This is a genomic window from Atopomonas hussainii (assembly GCF_900109735.1).
Classification (GTDB): Bacteria; Pseudomonadota; Gammaproteobacteria; order Pseudomonadales; family Pseudomonadaceae; genus Atopomonas; species Atopomonas hussainii.
Genome location: NZ_FOAS01000003.1, coordinates 61,146 through 77,406, shown reverse-complemented (window position 1 = coordinate 77,406; position 16,261 = coordinate 61,146). Strand labels below are relative to the sequence as shown.

Here is a 16,261-nt window from a genome sequence, read left to right as displayed (position 1 = left end):
TCCTTTCGGTGCTGAGTTAAGCCCAACGGCGGAAAATCAACGAAGTGTTGACGCCGCCGAAGGCAAAATTGTTGTTCATCACGTATTCGTTGCTGATCACGCGGTCTTCGCCGCGCAGGTAATCCAGTTCGCCGCAGCGCGGGTCAATATCGACCAAGTTGAGCGTGGGTAGGTAGCGGTCGCTGTTGAGCATTTCGATGCTGAACCAAGACTCCAGCGCGCCGCAGGCGCCTAAGGTATGACCGAGGTAGCTCTTTTGCGAGCTAAGCGGCATCTGCGTGCCGAACAGGCTGCTGGTAGCTTGGGTTTCCGCAATGTCGCCTTGCTCGGTGGCGGTGCCGTGGCCGTTTACGTAGCCAATTGCGCTGGGCGGCAGGTTGGCATCGGCCAACGCCAGCTCCATCGCGCCGCGCATGGTGGCTTGTTCGGGGCGGGTGGTGTGTTGGCCGTCGGCATTGCAGCCAAAGCCGACGATTTCGGCATAAATGGTCGCGCCGCGAGCCTTGGCGTGTTCGAGCTCTTCGAGCACCAGCATGCCGGCAGCTTCGCCGATCACCAGGCCGTCACGGCCACTGTCGTAAGGGCGCGGGCTCAGCTGGGGGGTGTCGTTTTTCAGGCTGGTGGCATACAGCGCGTCGAACACCATGGCCTCGGTGGGGCACAGTTCTTCCGCGCCGCCGGCGAGCATCATCGGCAGGCGGCCAAACTTGATTGCCTCGTAAGCGAAACCAATCCCTTGGCTGCCGCTAGTGCAAGCGCTAGAGGTAGGAATCAAACGCCCCTTCAGGCCAAAGAAGATGCTGATATTGGCGGCTGTGGTGTGCGGCATCATGCGCACATAGGAGTTGGCATTCAGGCCGTCGGCGCTGCCATTGAGCAGCATGTTGCCGAAGGCTTTGACTTCGTCGGTGCTGCCGGTGGATGAGCCGCAGGCAACGCCCATGCGCCCATCACGAATGCTGGCGTCATCGCTCAGGCCTGCTTGGGCTAGCGCCAGCTCGGCGGCGCGCACCGACAAGCGTGATACGCGGCCCATACTGCGCATTTGCTTGCGTGTCCAATGGCTGGGGGCTTGAAAGTCATCCACCGGGCCGCCTAGGCGGGTGTTGAGGTCGGCATAGCGGTCCCATTCGCTCATGTAGCGAATGCCGCTGCGCCCGGCGCGAAACGCGCTGGCGATGCTTGGCCAGTCGCTGCCCAGTGAGGTGATGCCGGCCATGCCGGTGACGACGACGCGTTTGAAACTACTCATTCAACACAAACCACCATTAACCGCCAGCACTTGGCGTGTGATGTAACCTGCTTCGGCAGACATTAAAAAATTAACCGCCGCGGCGACTTCTTCCGGGCTGCCCATGCGCGCGGCGGGAATCATTTTTAGAATCTCGTCGATGGGCACGTGCTCGTCCAGCATGTCGGTTTCAATCAGCCCCGGCGCAACGCAATTCACGGTGATCTTACGTTTACCCAGTTCAATGGCCAGCGCTTTAGCGGCGCCGATCACCCCGGCTTTGGACGCACTGTAATTGACTTGCCCACGGTTGCCGATCAGCCCCGATACCGAAGTGATGCAGACGATACGGCCGGCCGCGCGGCGGCGGATCATCGGCATGATCAGCGGATGCAGCACATTGTAAAAGCCATCGAGATTGGTGCGTAGCACTTGGTCCCAATCTTCTTCGCTCAGCGCCGGGAAGGCGCCATCACGGGTCAGCCCGGCATTGCACACCACACCGTAGTAGGCGCCGTGGGCTTCGATGTCGGCCTCCAGGGCGGCGCGGCTCTGTGCGCGGTCGCTGACATCGAATTGCAGAATCTGCACTTGGCGGCCCAGGGCGATGATCTGCTCTGCCACCTGTTCGGCTTCGTCACGGCGGCTGCGGCAGTGCAGCACGATATCGAAGCCAGCTAGCGCCAAGCGCAGGGCGATGGCACGGCCAATGCCACGGCTTGAGCCAGTCACGAGGATGCGGTCAGTCATTGCGATTGCGGGCTCCGGGGGCGGGTTCGTTGAGGTAATCGGCGATGTTGTTCGGCCGATACACGTTTAAGCGCGCCTGCAGTTGAATGTCGTCGCTGCTTAAGCGGCATTCAAAAACGGCCATGCCGCTGTCATCTTGCAAGGTGCGCTCTACCTGTAACTGCAGCACTGTACCGGCCGGTAAGCGGTCGTGGCTGGTGTGAAATTGCCGGGTGCCGAGTAAAAAACCCAGCTCTGGCGCTTGCCCGGCGGCGCGCGCATGGCAGCCGGCATAGGCGGCGATGCCTTGCGCCATGATTTCAATGCCCACCCACGCGGGCAGGCTGTCGTCAGCTTGGTTAAACAAACCCTGCCGGTTAATGGTGACTTGGGCCTGCAAGTGCTCCGCGCCGTATTCGAGCACGTGATCGAGCAGAATCATATCGCCGGCATGCGGCACTAGCTCGTGGATTGGCCAGAGGCTCATGTGCTGGCTCCTAAAATGACGCAGGCATTGTTGCCGCCAAAGGCAAAGGAGTTGCTCATGGCGTAGGGCTTGGCCAGGCGTGCGTTGCTGTCAGCTAAGGCTAAGCGGGGTAGTTTGGGATCGGCTTGGCCATCCCAGCAGTGCAGCGGCAGGCGCCGCTCGGGGTTGTAGTCGGGGTGCAAGGTGAGCCAGCAGAAAGCCGCTTCCAACGCACCGGCAGCACCTAAGGTGTGGCCGGTCAGCGGTTTGGTGGATGAGCAGGGCACGTGCTCGGCAAACAGCTGGTGCGCGGCGAGGCTTTCCATGGCGTCGTTATGCACCGTCGCGGTGCCGTGCAAGTTGAGATAGCCGATGTCGCTCGCGCTCAGTTGCGCATCCTTGAGCGCGCCTTGCATGGCGCGCAGCGCCCCTTGGCCGCTGGGGTCGGGGGCAGACATATGGTGCGCGTCGCTGCTGGCGGCGGCGCCTAATAAGCGAATCGGGCTGGGTTCTTTGCTAAGCAAAAACAGCGCTGCTGCCTCGCCGATATTGATGCCTTGGCGGTTAGCCGATAGCGGCTGACAGGGCTCGGCGGCAATCGCTTCCAAGGCATTAAAACCGTTCAGCGTGAGGTGGCATAACGAGTCGGCGCCGCCGCACAGCACGACATCGCACAGATCACTGTGCAGCAGACGCTTGGCGGTGAGCAGCGCCCGCGCGCCTGAGGTGCAGGCGGTGGAAATCAAAATCACCGGCCCTTGCAAGCCTAAATACTGCTCCAGCCAGCGGGTGGCCGAGGTCAGTTCTTGGCGGCCATAGTGCGCTGCGGCGTGGCCTTCGCGCACCGCTTGGCCGCCTTCCAAAATACCCGCCGTGCTAGTGCCGATGACCAACCCCACACGTGCGCGGCCATAGCGGGTTAGCGCTTGGTCGAGCTCGGCGGCTAAGGGCGCTAAGGCGGCATACAGCAGGCGATTACAGCGGTTCTCGTAGGCGTGCAGCGCGTCGGGCAATGCCGCGAGCGGGGTGTTAACCGCGCCGACCGGGATTGATTGCTCAGGGATCCAGCCCGCTTGCTTTTGCAAGCCACTGCGGCCACTGAACAGTGCCTGCGCCGTGCTAGCAAGGTCGTTACCCAGCGGCGAGATCAGGCCTAGCGCATTCAGGTAGGTGTTCATGGCTGGGCCTCCGTGCGGGTGATGGGTTGCAGAGTTAATTGCAGGCCATTGCTGAGCGTTAACTGGGCGGGCGCTAGTGTGCCCTCTGGGTAGCTGACCTGCCAACGACACTCCGTCGTACGCGGTGTGGGTAGGCAGCGCTGCTGTGCTGTGCTGCGCGCGGTGGGGAACGCTTTAACCACCTGCTCGGTAGGGGTGAGGGCAAATTGCAGCGCAGCAAACAGCTCACGACTGTCGGTGAGGGTAAAGGGTGGCAGAAAGCCTTGGCGTTGCCATTGGCCAGACTGCCAAAGCAGACGCTCGCGCGGTACGCCTAGCGGGTCGTAGAGCGCCCACAGACTACCCTGTGCTTGGTTTTGCACCACCAACAGCCACGCTTGCAGCGCGCCTTGCGCGGGGCGGTGTTCAAGCAGCCATTGCTGCGGGCTGGCCAGTGTCACGCTGGGGTTAAGCGTGGCGACATTGGCGCAGCCGCTGAGCAGGGCCAGCGCAAGGCTAATCAGGCCAGCGCGCATAGCTCACTGACCACGCGCAGACGGCGCTTGGCTTCGGCGACAAAGGGGTTGTCGGCATTCCAGGCGTAGCCAGCCAGAATCGCGCAGATCATTTTCTTGATCTCATTGTTGCGCTCGCTCTGGAAGATCACGTTTTGGAAGCTGCCGTCGTACCAGCCCTCGACATAGGCGCGGAAGGTGTTCACGCCGCGCATCAGTGGGGTGCTAAAGGCGCTGTCCCAGTCGATCTGCTCGCCGCCCAGCTGACGATGCACAAGACCCGCGGCCAAGCTGGCGGAGTGCATGGCGATGGTGACGCCGGAGGAGAACACCGGATCGAGAAATTCTGCGGCATTACCCAGCAAGGCGAAATTGCGCCCGTGCAGTGCTTTGACGTTGGCGGAGTAACCGGCTTGGCGGTTCACTGGGGTGTCCCACACGGCGTTCTTCAGCAGGCGGGCCAGCATCGGCGGTTCGCTGGCCAGCTTTTGCAGGCAGGCTTGCAGTTCGGCGGGCTGGTCGCGGTAGAAGCTTTCTTCGGCCACTACGCCGAGCGAACAGCGGCCGTTACTGAACGGGATCAGCCAGTACCACACGCCGCGATGTTCTGGGTGGATGGTGATGAGGATCTTGTTGCGGTCGAAGTCGGGGTCGTCGATACGGTCTTCGATATGGGTGAATACCGCGCAGCGGTTGGGGAAGGCCGAGGGCGTGTCGAGATCGAGCAGGCGTGGCAAGACGCGGCCATAGCCGCTGCCGTCGAGGACAAACTGGGCGCTCACCTCGTATTCGCTGCCGTCTTCACGCTGTACGCGCAGCGCGGCTTGCGCACCGCTAAAGTCGGCGGCGATGACGCTTTCGCCGTAGCGAATCGCGACCCCTTGCAGCGCGGCTTGATCGGCCAGCAGTTTGTCGAAGCTGGCACGCTGTACCTGAAAGGTGCTATCGCGGCCGTGGCCAAATTTGTCGCCAAAGTCGAAGTCGGTGTAGCGCTCGCCCCAGCTGAATGCCGCGCCGTTTTTAAACTGAAAGCCGGCCGCTTCTACTGCCGGCAACATGCCGGCCTCTTCAACAAAGTCGAGGCAGTGGGTGAGCAAACTCTCGCCGATACTAAAGCGGGGGAAATGCTGGCGCTCCAGCACCAGCACATCGTGACCTTGGCGCTTGAGCAAGGCGCTGGCAATCGCGCCGGAGGGCCCAGCACCGATAACGACGACTTCACGTGTTTGCATGATGACTCCGCAACATGGACGCGCTGGCCAGTGGCGTCAGCGCAAGAGTGGCAGCCAGGCCAAGGCTAAGGGTGAGGCCAAAATTATGAATTACTGGGGTTTGGCTGAGCGCCAGTAGGCCAAACGACAGCAGAGTTGTCGCTGCCTGCAGCCACAAGCCGCAGGCGGTGCTGAGGCTAAATTGCTGCTGGATAAAAATGGCGTAATCCACGCCGATCGCCAGCACTAACCACAGGGCAAACAGGCTGAATAGGGTCAGCGGCTCGCCCAGTAAACCCAGCAAGCCCAGACTGGCCGCGCTGGCCAGCACAGGCACACTTAAAATACGCAGCCCCGCGCGCAGCCCACAGCGCAGCACCAGCAGCAACCCCATGCAGGCACTGGCCAAGGCAATCAGCCAAGCGGCGTGTTGCCGCGTGTTGTTCAGTTGTTGCTGTACTTGCGCGAGCGGGTCGGCCCAGCGCACCCCGGGCAGATCACTTAACGTGGCCATAGCCTCGGTATCGCGCAGGCCATTGAGGCTCACCACGCTATGCAGCTGGCCATCGTGCTCGCCTAGCCACAGCACAGCAAAGGGTTGGCCGGTTTGGCTGGCTAACCAGTCCTCAATACTCACCAAGGGCAGCGCCGCTAGCGACTGCAGCGCTGCTTTAAGTGTGTTTGGCGAAACACCAGCGGCTTGCCAGCGCGGTAGTGCCAGCGAGCTGTCAGCCAGCTGGCGGAACTGCTGCTGCAGCGCCTGTTGGGTTGACGGTGGGGTGAACTGCTGGCTTAGCGCTAGGGCGCTGTTAAGCCTGCCTTGATCAATCAACGGCTGCAGCTTAGCCAGCAGCGCCTGCTCGCGCTGCAACAGCTCGCTGAGGTTGGCGCCGCTAACAATAAAGTGCTGACTGGTGGGTTGCTGGCCGGACAGCTGGGCAAAGCGTTGCTCCTGCTGTTGCAGTGCGGGCGGGGTACTTACCCAGCTGCGCAAGCCTTCGCCAAAACCCAGCTGCGGGGCGCCGGCCAATAAGAGCAGCACACTCACGATCGCGGCTAACGGGGCTAGGTAGCGGCTGTGTAGCCAAGCCTGCACCGGGCGGGCCAGCCAGCCGGGCGCGGGCTGTGCTGGCCAGTTGCGCAGTAGGCGCGGCAGCAAGGCGATCACGCTGCAGTAGGCGGCGAGCAAGCCGCTGGCGGAAAACACCGCGACTTGCTGCAGCGCCGGCATGGGCGTTGAACCCAGCAGTAGGTAGCCAGCCAGACTGGTGACAAGGCCTAGGGTCAGGCTCGGTAACAGATAACTGAGGGCGCGCTCAGCGGGCCAGCGTTCGGCTTGCCAGCGCTTGGCCAACAGGTGCAGCGGATAGTCGATGGCCACGCCCAGCAAGCTGCAGCCGAGCACTAGGGTGAGCACATGCACGCTGTCAAACCAGCACAGGGTCACCAGCGTGCCCGCGGCCATGCCCAAACAGACCGGCAACAAAGCGCTGAGGGCGCGCACGCTGCGAAAGCTCACGGCGAGCAGTAGCACGATGCCGAACAGACCGCCGCCGCCGACCAGATTGATTTCGCGCTGCGCCTGTTGTTGTGCAGCGGCGGCATGCAGCACGCCGCCGCTGGCCAACAAGGTCACGCCTTGGGCGGCCAGCTGTTGTTGGCTGTCTTGCAGTAAGGCGGCAATCTGCGTGGGGCTGTCTAGCTGCCATGCATCGCTATGGCTGCGCGCTTGCAGCAGCAACCAGTGTTGCCCCTCGGCGTGGCGTTGCAGGCTGCCATCGGCAAGTTGCAGATTAAAATCAGCCAGCGGCGCGCGCAGGCTGAAATTGGCTAGGCCAAACCAGTCTTCAGGTAATGGCAGTAGGTCGTCACGCAGCGGGCTAAACAAGCGTGCGCTGCGTTCGTCGAGCCATTGGCTGGGCTTATCGAGCAGTGCCTGAACCTCATGCGCCGGTAGCCGCGCCAGACGCTGCTGGCGCAGTGTTTCACGCAGCTGCGCAAGGTCACCCTGAAACTGCCAGCGCACCTCACGAAATAAACCACTGTCTTGCCAATCGGCGCTGAGCTGGGCGGCGGCTGGCGCTAAGCGCGCGGCATCTGGATGACCGATCAGCAACCACAGTTGGCCATTCACTGCTGCTTGCATGCGCGCTTGGGCGCGCTGGCTGAGCGGGTCTTGCGCCAGCGTGGGCAACAGTTGCAATAAGTCGGCACTGACTTGCGCTTGGCGTGCGCCACTGCCGAGCAGTAACAGCGGCAGTAGCAGCAACAGCGCTAAACCGAACCAGCTGGCGTTGCGGGCGAGGCTGTCAGGGCGCAAGATCGAGCGCTTCCTGCGGGCTGAGTGGCTGGTCGGTGTGCTGCGCGCTAAAGGTGAGGCGGGTGTGCTCGCCGCTGGTGTCGTGCAGGTCGATCTGCTCAAGCAGCGCGCCGCCGCGCACCTCGATACGGGTAAAAATTTGCTTCAGCAGCAGGCTCTTGGGCTGCAAGGTCAGCTGCCATTGCGCACTGCTGCCGCTGAGTTGGCTGTCGAACAGCTTGTCGAGCTCGGCGCGATCACCGCGCAGCAACGCCAAGAACAAACGCGAGGTGTGGCTGCTGGCATGTTGTGCGTTAAGGCTCAGCCATTGACCGTCTTGTTGCTGCGCGAGGCCTTGCGCGGTTAAGCGCAGGTTAAGTTGCCAAGGCTGCGCTAACTGCCAGAGCAAACCCTGCTGGCGATCCATCACAAAACGGCCGTGGCTTTGCAGCGGCGCGGCTAAGCCGGGAATAAACCGGCTTTGGCTGAACTGGCCGTGAATACGCTGGTGGTGTGCGAGCTGCTGCTCCAGCGCAGCCAAGTCAAACCCCCAGGCGTGACTGGCGAGTAGGGCGAGCGCGAAACAGACTGCGCGCATCATGCGGGCTTGGCTGCCAAAGTGCGTTCAACGGCGTCGGTAAATACGCGCGGTGAAGCCAGCTGCATTTCCATACTGTGCACCTCGACAGCCACTTGGATGGTGCTGGCGCGGGTGAGCCTCTCGCCACTGGCGGCATCACAGACGAGGTAGTGAATCTTCAGGCGATTTTCCCACTCGATCAGGTCGGCGGTGACGCGCAGTTGCTGGCCGAAACGCGCCGGTTTTACGTAGCGCACTTGCAGGTCGATCACCGGCCAGGCGTAGCCTGATTCGAACATCTGCGTGTAGCCATGGCCGATGCGGTCGAGCAGCAAGCAGCGCGCTTGTTCGAGGTATTTGATGTAGTGGCCGTGCCAGACCACGGTCATCATATCGACATCAAAAAACGGCACTTCCAGCTCGAAGCTGGCTTGCAGCACACCTTTACCGCGCATAGAGCCTCCAGTGCTGGGCGCGCAGTTGGCTGAGCAGCTGGCGCAGCTCGGCTTCTAGGGCGCGGTCTTCGATGACGGGCGGGTAATCGTGATTCAGGCTGGCGTAGGTTTCGGCCAAGGGCGCGGGTAGCTCGCCTAGCTCGCCGGCTTGTTCGCGCAGCCACAGGCCTTGGCGCGCCGCCAACAGCGTGGCCACGGCGACTTGCTCGGTGAGGCTCAGTACGCGCAACGCATCGCGCGCGGCGATGGTGCCCATGCTGACCTTGTCTTGGTTGTGGCACTCGGTCGAGCGGGAGAACACGCTGGCCGGCATGGTGTGTTTAAGCGCTTCGGCAGTCCAAGCGCTGGCGCCGATCTGCACGGCTTTAAAGCCGTGGTTGAGCATGGCGCGCTCGTGCGGCGCGCCGGATAAGTTGCTCGGCAGGCCATGGTTGTAGCGGGTGTCGACCAGCAGGGCCAGTTGCCGGTCGAGCAAATCGGCGACGTTGGCGATCAGGTTTTTCAGGCTGTCCATAGCAAAGGCGATGTGCCCGCCGTAGAAGTGCCCGCCATGCAGTACGCGCTCGGCGTGTGGGTCGATCAGCGGGTTGTCGTTGGCGCTATTCAGTTCGGTTTCGATCAGTTGGCGCAGGAACGGCAGGCTGTCGGCCAGTACGCCCAGCACATGCGGCGCACAGCGCAGCGAGTAGCGATCTTGCAGGCGATGCAGCGGCGCTTGCGGGCCTTCAATCGCCAGATCCGCACGTAGCCACGCAGCGACTTGGGTTTGCCCAGGGTGTGGTTTGGCGGCAAACAGGCGCTCGTCAAAGTGCTGGGGGTTGCCTTGCAAGGCGACCACGTTCATCGCGGTGATGCGCGTGGCCAGCTGTAGCAGATAGTTGGCGCGGTCGAAGGCCAGACAGGCCAGTGCCGTCATCACCGCCGTGCCGTTCATCAGCGCTAAGCCTTCTTTGGGCTTGAGCGGCAAGGGCGCGCGGCCGCAGGCGCGCAGGGCGTCGGCAGCGCTTAGGCGCTCGCCCTGGTGGCGCACGTCGCGTTCGCCAGCCAGCGCTGCGGCGACGTAGCTCAGCGGGGTGAGATCGCCACTGGCGCCGACCGAGCCTTCTTCGGGAATCAGCGGCAGCACATCGTGCTCTAGCAGCGCGTGCAGTTGCTCCAGCAGCTCATAGCGCACGCCCGACACACCCTGACACAGCGACTGTAAGCGCACGGCCAGCACAGCACGGGTGGCTTCATCGTCGAGCAGTTGGCCTAAGCCACAGCCGTGGAAGGTGTACAAATGGCGCGGCAGTTCATCGACCACCGCCGGTGGAATCGCCACCACACAGGAGTCGCCATAGCCGGTGGTGACGCCGTAGATCACCCCTTCGCGGGCCAGCAGGTTTTCCAGAAAACGCGCCCCAGCACGGATGTTCTCAACAAAATCCGCTGCGTTGTCGAGCTGGCTGCGCGTGCTGCGGCGGGCCAACGCAACAATGTCTTCAATGCGTAACGCGGCGGTGCCAAACGTCAGGCCGGGTTCAGTCTTGGCGGGGGGCATGGGAACTCCAGAAGGGATAAAAATTGAACCATTGCAGCGGTGCGCGTAGGCACTGCTCGGCCAAGCGGTCGGCGTAGCGCTGCGCCTGCTCGGCAATCACCGCCTCGCGGGTGCTGCGCTTCCAGCGAATGCCATCGCTAAAGTGTTCGAGGTCGATACGAAATTGCTTGCCCTGGCGCAGGCAAAACAGCAAATACACCGGGCATTGCAGCAAGCCGGCGAGTAGGTACGGGCCTTGCGGTAGCGGGGCTTTGGCGCCGAGGAAGTCCACCTCTACGGTGCGGCCGCCGTGCACGGGGATGCGGTCGCCGACAATCACTACCCATTCGCCGCGTGCTAGGCGCTCGTTGAGCATCATCATGGTGTCGGGGCCGACTTCGGTGACTTGCAGCAGGTTAAGGTGGCTGGCGCCGCTATCGCCGAGCAGCTGGTTGAACTGCACGGCGTGCTTGGTGTGCACCAGCACATTGAGCGGCACGCGGTCGGTGAGCTGCGCCATGGCGCGGCAGACCTCTAAATTGCCTAAGTGCGAGCCCATCAGCAGCACGCCTTGGCCTTGGCGCTGCAAGCGCGGAATCAACTCGGGGTCGTTAAACAGCAGTTGCTGGCGCTGAATCTTGCCTTGCCAGGCGTCCAGCTTGTCGAGCAACGCTTCGGCAAAGCACATGAATTGCTGGAACACTCGCCAGTAGCTGGCCGCTGGTTGTTGCTCGGGGGCGAACTTCGCCAGTTGGCTTTGGTAGGTGTAAATGCTCTGGCGCGCACGGCGGCCAAAAATAAAAAAGTACAGCACGATCACGTGCAGCAGCGGGCTAATCAGGCGCCGACCTAAATGCCGCGCACACCACGCGGTGAAGCGCATCAGCAGCAATGAACCGCGCTCTTTTTCTTGCGCCCAGGTGTTCTGGCTCATCGGCGATCTGCCCTCAAGCGGCGGTACAGCAAGGCTGGGGCGCGGCACAACATGCCGAAGAACAGCCGCGCGTGCATGCGCGATATCAGCCAGTTGTCTTGCCATAAGCGAAAGTGTGAGAGGCCGTCTTCGGGGTAGGTCACTCGGGTGGCCAGCCACTGCATGGGCTGCCCGCGCCAATGCAGGCGCACGAGAATTTCCGGATCGAAATCCATGCGCAGGCCCAGTTTGGCGCTGTCGAGCACGGCCAGTACGGGCGTTAAAGGGTAGAGGCGAAAGCCGCACATAGAATCGCGAATGCTCAGCGAGAGGGTGTTAATCCATACCCACACATGGGTCAGATAACGACCGTACAAACGCCCCTTAGGGATGCTGGCGTCGTATTCCGGGTAGCCGCAAATTAGCTGTTCAGGGGCTGCCGCGCCGGCAGACAGAAAACGCTGCACGTCATCCAGGCAATGCTGGCCGTCGGCATCGACCTGTAAGGCATGAGTAAAGCCTTGCGCGTCCGCCGCACGTAAACCAGCCATCACCGCGCCGCCTTTGCCGAGGTTATGCGGCAGACTGACCAGATACACCGCAGGCTCTGCCGCTAAACGTTGCATCACCGCTTGGCAGCTGGCGCTGGAGGCATCGTCGACCAGCACGCAAGGCAAGCCAGCGGCACGCAGGGCAGCCACCACGCCGGGCAGTGGGCCTTCGTGGTTATACACGGGGATTACCGCACAGGGCTTAAACATCTGTGCTCTCCCAGCGAATGCGGCCGCTGGCGCAGGGCTCGTCGGCGCAGCGCACGGCGAAGTGCAGTTTGCCTTTGGCGGCATCAAAACGCAGGGTCATCACCGGCTCGTCGCCGGGGCGCAGTAGGCGTTGGAACTTGATCACTTCCATGCCGCTAAAACGCCCAGCTAGCTGCAGGTACTGACGACCGAAGTCGATGGCCCAGTCGATCAGCAGCACGCCCGGTACCACCGGGGTGGCGGGGAAGTGGCCGCTAAAGTGGGCCAGATCCAACGGGATGCGCAGCTGTAAATGCAGGCCATCAGCACTGCTGTGTTGATTAAGCACCTCGGCGTGGCGTGGACGCTCAGCCAAGAGCAAGGCGTTGATCTGCGCTTGGCCTAATTTGCCTTGGGCGTTGACCGGCAACTGCTCGAGCAAGCGCCAGCGGCGCGGCAAGGCGAGGTTTTCGCAGTGGCCATGGAGGTGTTTGCGTAGGGCGTCGGTCAGTGCGCGGCGACCACCATTACGTAAGGCGTGACGCCCGGCAGTGTTAAGCACCACGAGCGCGCCTAGATGCGCGCGGCCCGCTTCAATCAGCCCGAGACGACATTCGGCGACCCACGGATGTTGCTCTAAACGCTGTTCTAGTGCGGGCAGGGCGATGCGCTTTTCTTCCAATTTAACGATGCGGTCGAGGCGTTGCAGCAGACGCATGCCTTGCGGCGCGAAGGCGACCTGATCGGCCATCACCTCACAGTGCCCGGCCGGTAAAAACGCCGAACGCACCTGTAGCGCGCCGCTTTCATCGGCGCTGAGCGCAACGCCCGGCAGGGCTTGCCAATACTCGCCGCCTTGGCGCCAGGCAATGCCGCCGGTTTCTGAGCTGCCATAGATTTCCAGCGGCGCGTGACCTAGCCAGTCGGCCACTTGCGCGCTGGCGCTGGCGGGCAGTGGTCCACCGGAAGAAAACACGCTGCACAGGCGCTCGCGCTGGGCCGACCAAGGCAGGTGCTCAGGAAGGCGTTTGAGCAAGGCCGGGCTCGCCACCCACGCGCTGCGCGGTTGGCGCTGCACCTGTGCGAGCACATCTTCGGGATAACCCAGTTGTAAGGGGTGTAAGCAACGCCCAGCGGCCATGGGCCACAACAGGCGGAATAACAAGCCGTACAGATGCTGCGTGGCGACGCTACCTAGGATTTGCGCGCTGCCCAACTGCGCGCCCCAGAGCTGCTCGAGCACCTGCACCTCGGCCGCCAGTTGGGCGAGGGTCTTGCGGATTTGTTTTGGCTGGCCGCTGGAGCCAGAGGTGCACACCCACAGGCAGGCTTGCTCGGCGGCTAGGGCTTGGCCGGCTAAGGGCTCGTGAGCGTTGGCAATCAGTTGTTCGATGTCGGTAAGCGGCGCTTGCTGATGGTCGCCCAAGCAGAGATCGGCACGGCCTTCTAGGTTGGCAAGGCTGGCAGGTTGCACATCGCTAAGCAGGTAAACCTCAGCACCCACGCGCCACGCGGCAAATAGACCGCTGGCTAGGTTAAGGGCGTCTAAACAGTGCAGGGCAATCCGCTGGCTGTTGCACTCGGCTAGGCTGGCGGCCAAGCGCAAGGTGCGCGCTTGCCACTGGCTTAGGCTCAGTTCGGGTTGCTGGCACAGCAGACGGTCGTGTGTCGGTGCGAGCAATAGCTCGTGTAGATTAATCCAGCTCATGCTTGGGCCTTAACGCGCTGGCGCACCAGCCATTCCACAATAAACAGACAGCCCATTAGCAGGTAGGCAATCAGGCCGTTGTACAGCGTCCACCAACTTAGCGGCGCCCACAGGCTGAGCAGCAGTGCAACGCTGCCGTTGGCGAGAAAAAACGCCAGCCAGACTTTGGTCACTTGCCGGGTATAACGCACGCCGCTCGGTGGTAAGTCCGGCTCTTGCAGACGCGCTAAGCGCTCAATGACCGGCATGCCGTGATACAAACTGTGGGCGAACAAGGCGGCGAGGCCGGCGTTAATCAGCACGGGGTAGAGGCGTAGTAGCTGGTCGTCGGCGCTAATTGCCAACACGCCGCAAAACACCAAGGCCAGTGCGGGTAGTTGCCAAGTGCCCGGCTGGCGGGTAGCCGTCAGCGCCCGCATTAGCCAGAGGGCGGCCAGCAGTAGGGCAAACCAGCGTGGTGAAACATGCTCTAGGCCAAAGTACACGGCAAACGGGTAGAGCAAGCCCACCAGCACCAGAGCGGTGCTGGCTAGGCGTGTCATGCGTCTTGCTGGGCGAGGCGGAACACCGCATCGACCACGTCGTCGACGGTGCGCACGCTCTTAAAGTCTTCGGCGGCCAGCTTTTTGCCGGTCTGGCGCTTGATGTGGTCGATCAGGTCGACGGCGTCGATGCTGTCGATTTCCAAATCTTCATACAGGTTAGCGTCGCCGGTGATGCTCTCCGGGCTTAGTTCAAACAGTTCGATCAGCGCTTCGCGCAGGGTATTGAATACGTCTTCTCGGCTTTGCATGGGGAGGGCGTCCTTAGGCGCTACGGTGCTGGCTGACAAAGGCCGCTAGGCTGGCCACGTTGCGAAAATGCTCACGGGTGTCTTTGGATTCCGCGTCGATTTTAATGCCGTAGCGCTTTTGAATCGCCAGGCCCAATTCCAAAGCGTCGACACTGTCGAGACCCAAACCGTCGCCAAATAAAACCGCTTGGCTGTCGATATCGCTGGGCGTCATATCCTCTAAGCCGAGGGACTCAATGATGAGCGTTTTGATCTCTTGTTCCAGTTGGCTCATACGGCGAGCTCCTGCGTGTATTGCTGATGGAGTTGTTGGTTGAGATGGCGCGAGGCAATGGGCGCCGAGTGCCCCGCTAGATACTGCGCCGGCTGCAGGTCGGCGCCGACGCGCAGCTGGTAGTGCATGCGGCGTGCGGGGATGCGATACCAGGGCTCGGCTTTGGTCAGCGTGGTGGGGTTAACGCTGATGTAGACCGGGGTAATGACCTGCGCGCCGCGCAGGGCAATGGCTGCCGCGCCGCGATGGAAGGTCGGCGGCAGGCCCGGCGTGGTGCGCGTGCCTTCGGGGAAGATGATCAGGGTTTGCCCATCGCGCAGGGTTTGCGCGGCGTCGTCGAGCATCTCAGCGCTGCCGTTATTGCTGATGTAGCCGCAGGCTTGCACTGGGCCGCGCATGCTAGGGTTGCGCCACAGGCTCTCTTTGACCACGCAGCCGGTGTCGCGCAGGTGGGCAATTAAGAACACCACATCCAGTAGCGAAGGATGGTTGGCAATAATCAGCTGGCCGGGGCGGCCGAGGCGTTCGGCGCCGTCGAACTGAAAGGTCAGCACGCCCATGGCGCGCATGAACTTAATAAAGAACATAAAGAGGCGACTGACGGTAAGGCGCGCACGACGGCGGCGTTGCAAGGCGTCGCCCGGTAGTAGGCTCTGTAGCGGGAACACCACCAGTAAGAGGATCACGCCACCGATGCCGAACACGCTGAAGCTAAGCGCGGTGGCGATGAGGCGCCAATAGTAGGCGTCTTGTTTTACTGCGCTCTGTGGCATTGCCAGCTCCAACTACGTTGTGTGCCGTGGTGTTGCCAAGCTGGCGTGTTTAACAGCCAGTGGCGTAGCCAGTTCAATGGGTTAGGTAAAGAAGCGGCCGGTGAGCTGGCCGTGGCTTGCCAGCTCAGTTGGCACTGTGAACCGCGGCTTAACAGCAGCCCCAATGCATAGGCGTGCGGAATATCATCAATAGCGGCGGCATACAGGGGCGCCGGCTGTTCTTCGGCGGCGATGAGTAACACCTGCGGATGCTCCTGTAACAGGAGTGCTGCCTCGATAAGCGCCTGTTCAAAGCCGTCTTCACCGCCGGACAGCGCGGTCATTTCGGTCGTTTCGCCGCGCAGAATTGACCATTGGCCGATGATCGCGTTGTGTACAGAAAGGCCAAACTGGGTGGGTGAGAGTGGTTCGGCGTTAGCTAAGCATTGCAATAACTCAGCCGTGCGGCCGGTTTCGCCATGCCGTGAATAAAACACTAACGGCAGCTGCTCACAGCCCTCCGCCAGCGGCCAGCCGACGTGAAAGGCCATGCGCGCGAGCGGGCTGAGGCGGCGTCGTTGCATGGCGGGCAAAAAGTCGACCTTGGGCGCGCTGTAATCATTTTGCGCGCGCACTTCACCCTTGGCCCAAAGTAGCCAACGGTCGAAGGTATCAATGTCGGGTGCCCAGGCTTGCCAGGCAGCAATAGAAAAGTTCAGCACGGTCATCCTGCGAGCTACTTCATACTTCCCTGCGGGAGTGCTTGCAGAGTCGTCTCGACTCAAGGGCGCGAATGATATCACCCTAACTTTTGTCGGCCTACAGCAGGTTGTCGTATGCTCGCAGCACATTACGTGCCCAATACACGCTGCAAGGCCTGAAGGAAACGGGTGCGATAAGCTGGGTTTAGTCTGCAGGA

The 16,261-nt window shown here is 62.0% G+C and carries 18 protein-coding genes; all 18 read right to left on the bottom strand.

Annotated features, from left to right (window positions below; translation table 11 throughout):
- Window positions 1-16: 16 nt before the first annotated feature.
- The 18 genes from BMX80_RS03450 to BMX80_RS03365 are packed head-to-tail and all read right to left on the bottom strand — an operon-like array spanning window position 17 to window position 16,070.
- Window positions 17-1,252 carry a beta-ketoacyl-ACP synthase gene (locus BMX80_RS03450; RefSeq protein WP_074865172.1) on the bottom strand — a complete coding sequence of 412 codons (1,236 nt, stop codon included), beginning with the start codon at window positions 1,250-1,252 and terminating at the stop codon, window positions 17-19.
- Window positions 1,253-1,981: a 3-oxoacyl-ACP reductase FabG gene (gene fabG / locus BMX80_RS03445; RefSeq protein WP_074865169.1), complete on the bottom strand. Its 729-nt coding sequence runs from the start codon at window positions 1,979-1,981 to the stop codon at window positions 1,253-1,255.
- A complete protein-coding gene (locus tag BMX80_RS03440) occupies window positions 1,974-2,447 on the bottom strand; it encodes a hotdog family protein (protein ID WP_074865165.1) in 474 nt (157 codons plus the stop codon). The genes fabG and BMX80_RS03440 overlap by 8 nt, the downstream gene beginning before the upstream one ends.
- Entirely contained in the window at window positions 2,444-3,604 is a 1,161-nt protein-coding gene (locus tag BMX80_RS03435; protein WP_074865162.1) for a beta-ketoacyl-ACP synthase, read from the bottom strand. Before BMX80_RS03435 ends, BMX80_RS03440 begins: the two co-directional genes overlap by 4 nt.
- Window positions 3,601-4,119, bottom strand: coding sequence for a hypothetical protein (locus BMX80_RS03430; protein ID WP_074865159.1), 519 nt, complete (start codon window positions 4,117-4,119; stop codon window positions 3,601-3,603). Before BMX80_RS03430 ends, BMX80_RS03435 begins: the two co-directional genes overlap by 4 nt.
- Complete coding sequence (locus BMX80_RS03425; RefSeq protein WP_074865156.1) at window positions 4,104-5,330, bottom strand: NAD(P)/FAD-dependent oxidoreductase; 1,227 nt, start codon at window positions 5,328-5,330, stop codon at window positions 4,104-4,106. The genes BMX80_RS03430 and BMX80_RS03425 overlap by 16 nt, the downstream gene beginning before the upstream one ends.
- Window positions 5,317-7,629: an MMPL family transporter gene (locus tag BMX80_RS03420; protein ID WP_083394227.1), complete on the bottom strand. Its 2,313-nt coding sequence runs from the start codon at window positions 7,627-7,629 to the stop codon at window positions 5,317-5,319. The genes BMX80_RS03425 and BMX80_RS03420 overlap by 14 nt, the downstream gene beginning before the upstream one ends.
- Window positions 7,619-8,206, bottom strand: a complete 588-nt coding sequence (locus tag BMX80_RS03415) for an outer membrane lipoprotein carrier protein LolA (RefSeq protein ID WP_074865561.1) — start codon at window positions 8,204-8,206, stop codon at window positions 7,619-7,621. The genes BMX80_RS03420 and BMX80_RS03415 overlap by 11 nt, the downstream gene beginning before the upstream one ends.
- Window positions 8,206-8,643, bottom strand: coding sequence for an acyl-CoA thioesterase (locus BMX80_RS03410; protein WP_074865154.1), 438 nt, complete (start codon window positions 8,641-8,643; stop codon window positions 8,206-8,208). The genes BMX80_RS03415 and BMX80_RS03410 overlap by 1 nt, the downstream gene beginning before the upstream one ends.
- The gene (locus BMX80_RS03405; protein WP_074865152.1) at window positions 8,633-10,183 is read right to left on the bottom strand and encodes an HAL/PAL/TAL family ammonia-lyase; all 1,551 of its coding nucleotides are present in this window, start codon (window positions 10,181-10,183) and stop codon (window positions 8,633-8,635) included. The genes BMX80_RS03410 and BMX80_RS03405 overlap by 11 nt, the downstream gene beginning before the upstream one ends.
- On the bottom strand, window positions 10,164-11,096 hold the full coding sequence (locus BMX80_RS03400) for an LpxL/LpxP family acyltransferase (RefSeq protein WP_074865149.1): 933 nt from the start codon (window positions 11,094-11,096) through the stop codon (window positions 10,164-10,166). Before BMX80_RS03400 ends, BMX80_RS03405 begins: the two co-directional genes overlap by 20 nt.
- A complete protein-coding gene (locus BMX80_RS03395) occupies window positions 11,093-11,836 on the bottom strand; it encodes a glycosyltransferase family 2 protein (protein WP_074865146.1) in 744 nt (247 codons plus the stop codon). The genes BMX80_RS03400 and BMX80_RS03395 overlap by 4 nt, the downstream gene beginning before the upstream one ends.
- Window positions 11,829-13,523: an AMP-binding protein gene (locus BMX80_RS03390; protein ID WP_074865142.1), complete on the bottom strand. Its 1,695-nt coding sequence runs from the start codon at window positions 13,521-13,523 to the stop codon at window positions 11,829-11,831. The genes BMX80_RS03395 and BMX80_RS03390 overlap by 8 nt, the downstream gene beginning before the upstream one ends.
- Window positions 13,520-14,065, bottom strand: coding sequence for a COG4648 family protein (locus BMX80_RS03385; RefSeq protein ID WP_074865140.1), 546 nt, complete (start codon window positions 14,063-14,065; stop codon window positions 13,520-13,522). Before BMX80_RS03385 ends, BMX80_RS03390 begins: the two co-directional genes overlap by 4 nt.
- Window positions 14,062-14,316 carry an acyl carrier protein gene (locus BMX80_RS03380; protein WP_074865137.1) on the bottom strand — a complete coding sequence of 85 codons (255 nt, stop codon included), beginning with the start codon at window positions 14,314-14,316 and terminating at the stop codon, window positions 14,062-14,064. The genes BMX80_RS03385 and BMX80_RS03380 overlap by 4 nt, the downstream gene beginning before the upstream one ends.
- Before the next feature lie 13 nt (window positions 14,317-14,329).
- Window positions 14,330-14,590: a phosphopantetheine-binding protein gene (locus BMX80_RS03375; protein ID WP_074865134.1), complete on the bottom strand. Its 261-nt coding sequence runs from the start codon at window positions 14,588-14,590 to the stop codon at window positions 14,330-14,332.
- Window positions 14,587-15,375 carry a lysophospholipid acyltransferase family protein gene (locus BMX80_RS03370; protein ID WP_074865132.1) on the bottom strand — a complete coding sequence of 263 codons (789 nt, stop codon included), beginning with the start codon at window positions 15,373-15,375 and terminating at the stop codon, window positions 14,587-14,589. Before BMX80_RS03370 ends, BMX80_RS03375 begins: the two co-directional genes overlap by 4 nt.
- Complete coding sequence (locus BMX80_RS03365; protein WP_139214018.1) at window positions 15,345-16,070, bottom strand: beta-ketoacyl synthase chain length factor; 726 nt, start codon at window positions 16,068-16,070, stop codon at window positions 15,345-15,347. The genes BMX80_RS03370 and BMX80_RS03365 overlap by 31 nt, the downstream gene beginning before the upstream one ends.
- Window positions 16,071-16,261: the final 191 nt, after the last annotated feature.

Coding starts and splice junctions, on each gene's coding strand:
- BMX80_RS03450 (WP_074865172.1), bottom strand. CDS start 1,252: ATGAGTAGTTTCAAACGCGTCGTCGTCACCGGCATGGCCGGCATCACC.
- fabG (WP_074865169.1), bottom strand. CDS start 1,981: ATGACTGACCGCATCCTCGTGACTGGCTCAAGCCGTGGCATTGGCCGT.
- BMX80_RS03440 (WP_074865165.1), bottom strand. CDS start 2,447: ATGAGCCTCTGGCCAATCCACGAGCTAGTGCCGCATGCCGGCGATATG.
- BMX80_RS03435 (WP_074865162.1), bottom strand. CDS start 3,604: ATGAACACCTACCTGAATGCGCTAGGCCTGATCTCGCCGCTGGGTAAC.
- BMX80_RS03430 (WP_074865159.1), bottom strand. CDS start 4,119: ATGCGCGCTGGCCTGATTAGCCTTGCGCTGGCCCTGCTCAGCGGCTGC.
- BMX80_RS03425 (WP_074865156.1), bottom strand. CDS start 5,330: ATGCAAACACGTGAAGTCGTCGTTATCGGTGCTGGGCCCTCCGGCGCG.
- BMX80_RS03415 (WP_074865561.1), bottom strand. CDS start 8,206: ATGCGCGCAGTCTGTTTCGCGCTCGCCCTACTCGCCAGTCACGCCTGG.
- BMX80_RS03410 (WP_074865154.1), bottom strand. CDS start 8,643: ATGCGCGGTAAAGGTGTGCTGCAAGCCAGCTTCGAGCTGGAAGTGCCG.
- BMX80_RS03405 (WP_074865152.1), bottom strand. CDS start 10,183: ATGCCCCCCGCCAAGACTGAACCCGGCCTGACGTTTGGCACCGCCGCG.
- BMX80_RS03400 (WP_074865149.1), bottom strand. CDS start 11,096: ATGAGCCAGAACACCTGGGCGCAAGAAAAAGAGCGCGGTTCATTGCTG.
- BMX80_RS03395 (WP_074865146.1), bottom strand. CDS start 11,836: ATGTTTAAGCCCTGTGCGGTAATCCCCGTGTATAACCACGAAGGCCCA.
- BMX80_RS03390 (WP_074865142.1), bottom strand. CDS start 13,523: ATGAGCTGGATTAATCTACACGAGCTATTGCTCGCACCGACACACGAC.
- BMX80_RS03385 (WP_074865140.1), bottom strand. CDS start 14,065: ATGACACGCCTAGCCAGCACCGCTCTGGTGCTGGTGGGCTTGCTCTAC.
- BMX80_RS03380 (WP_074865137.1), bottom strand. CDS start 14,316: ATGCAAAGCCGAGAAGACGTATTCAATACCCTGCGCGAAGCGCTGATC.
- BMX80_RS03375 (WP_074865134.1), bottom strand. CDS start 14,590: ATGAGCCAACTGGAACAAGAGATCAAAACGCTCATCATTGAGTCCCTC.
- BMX80_RS03365 (WP_139214018.1), bottom strand. CDS start 16,070: ATGACCGTGCTGAACTTTTCTATTGCTGCCTGGCAAGCCTGGGCACCC.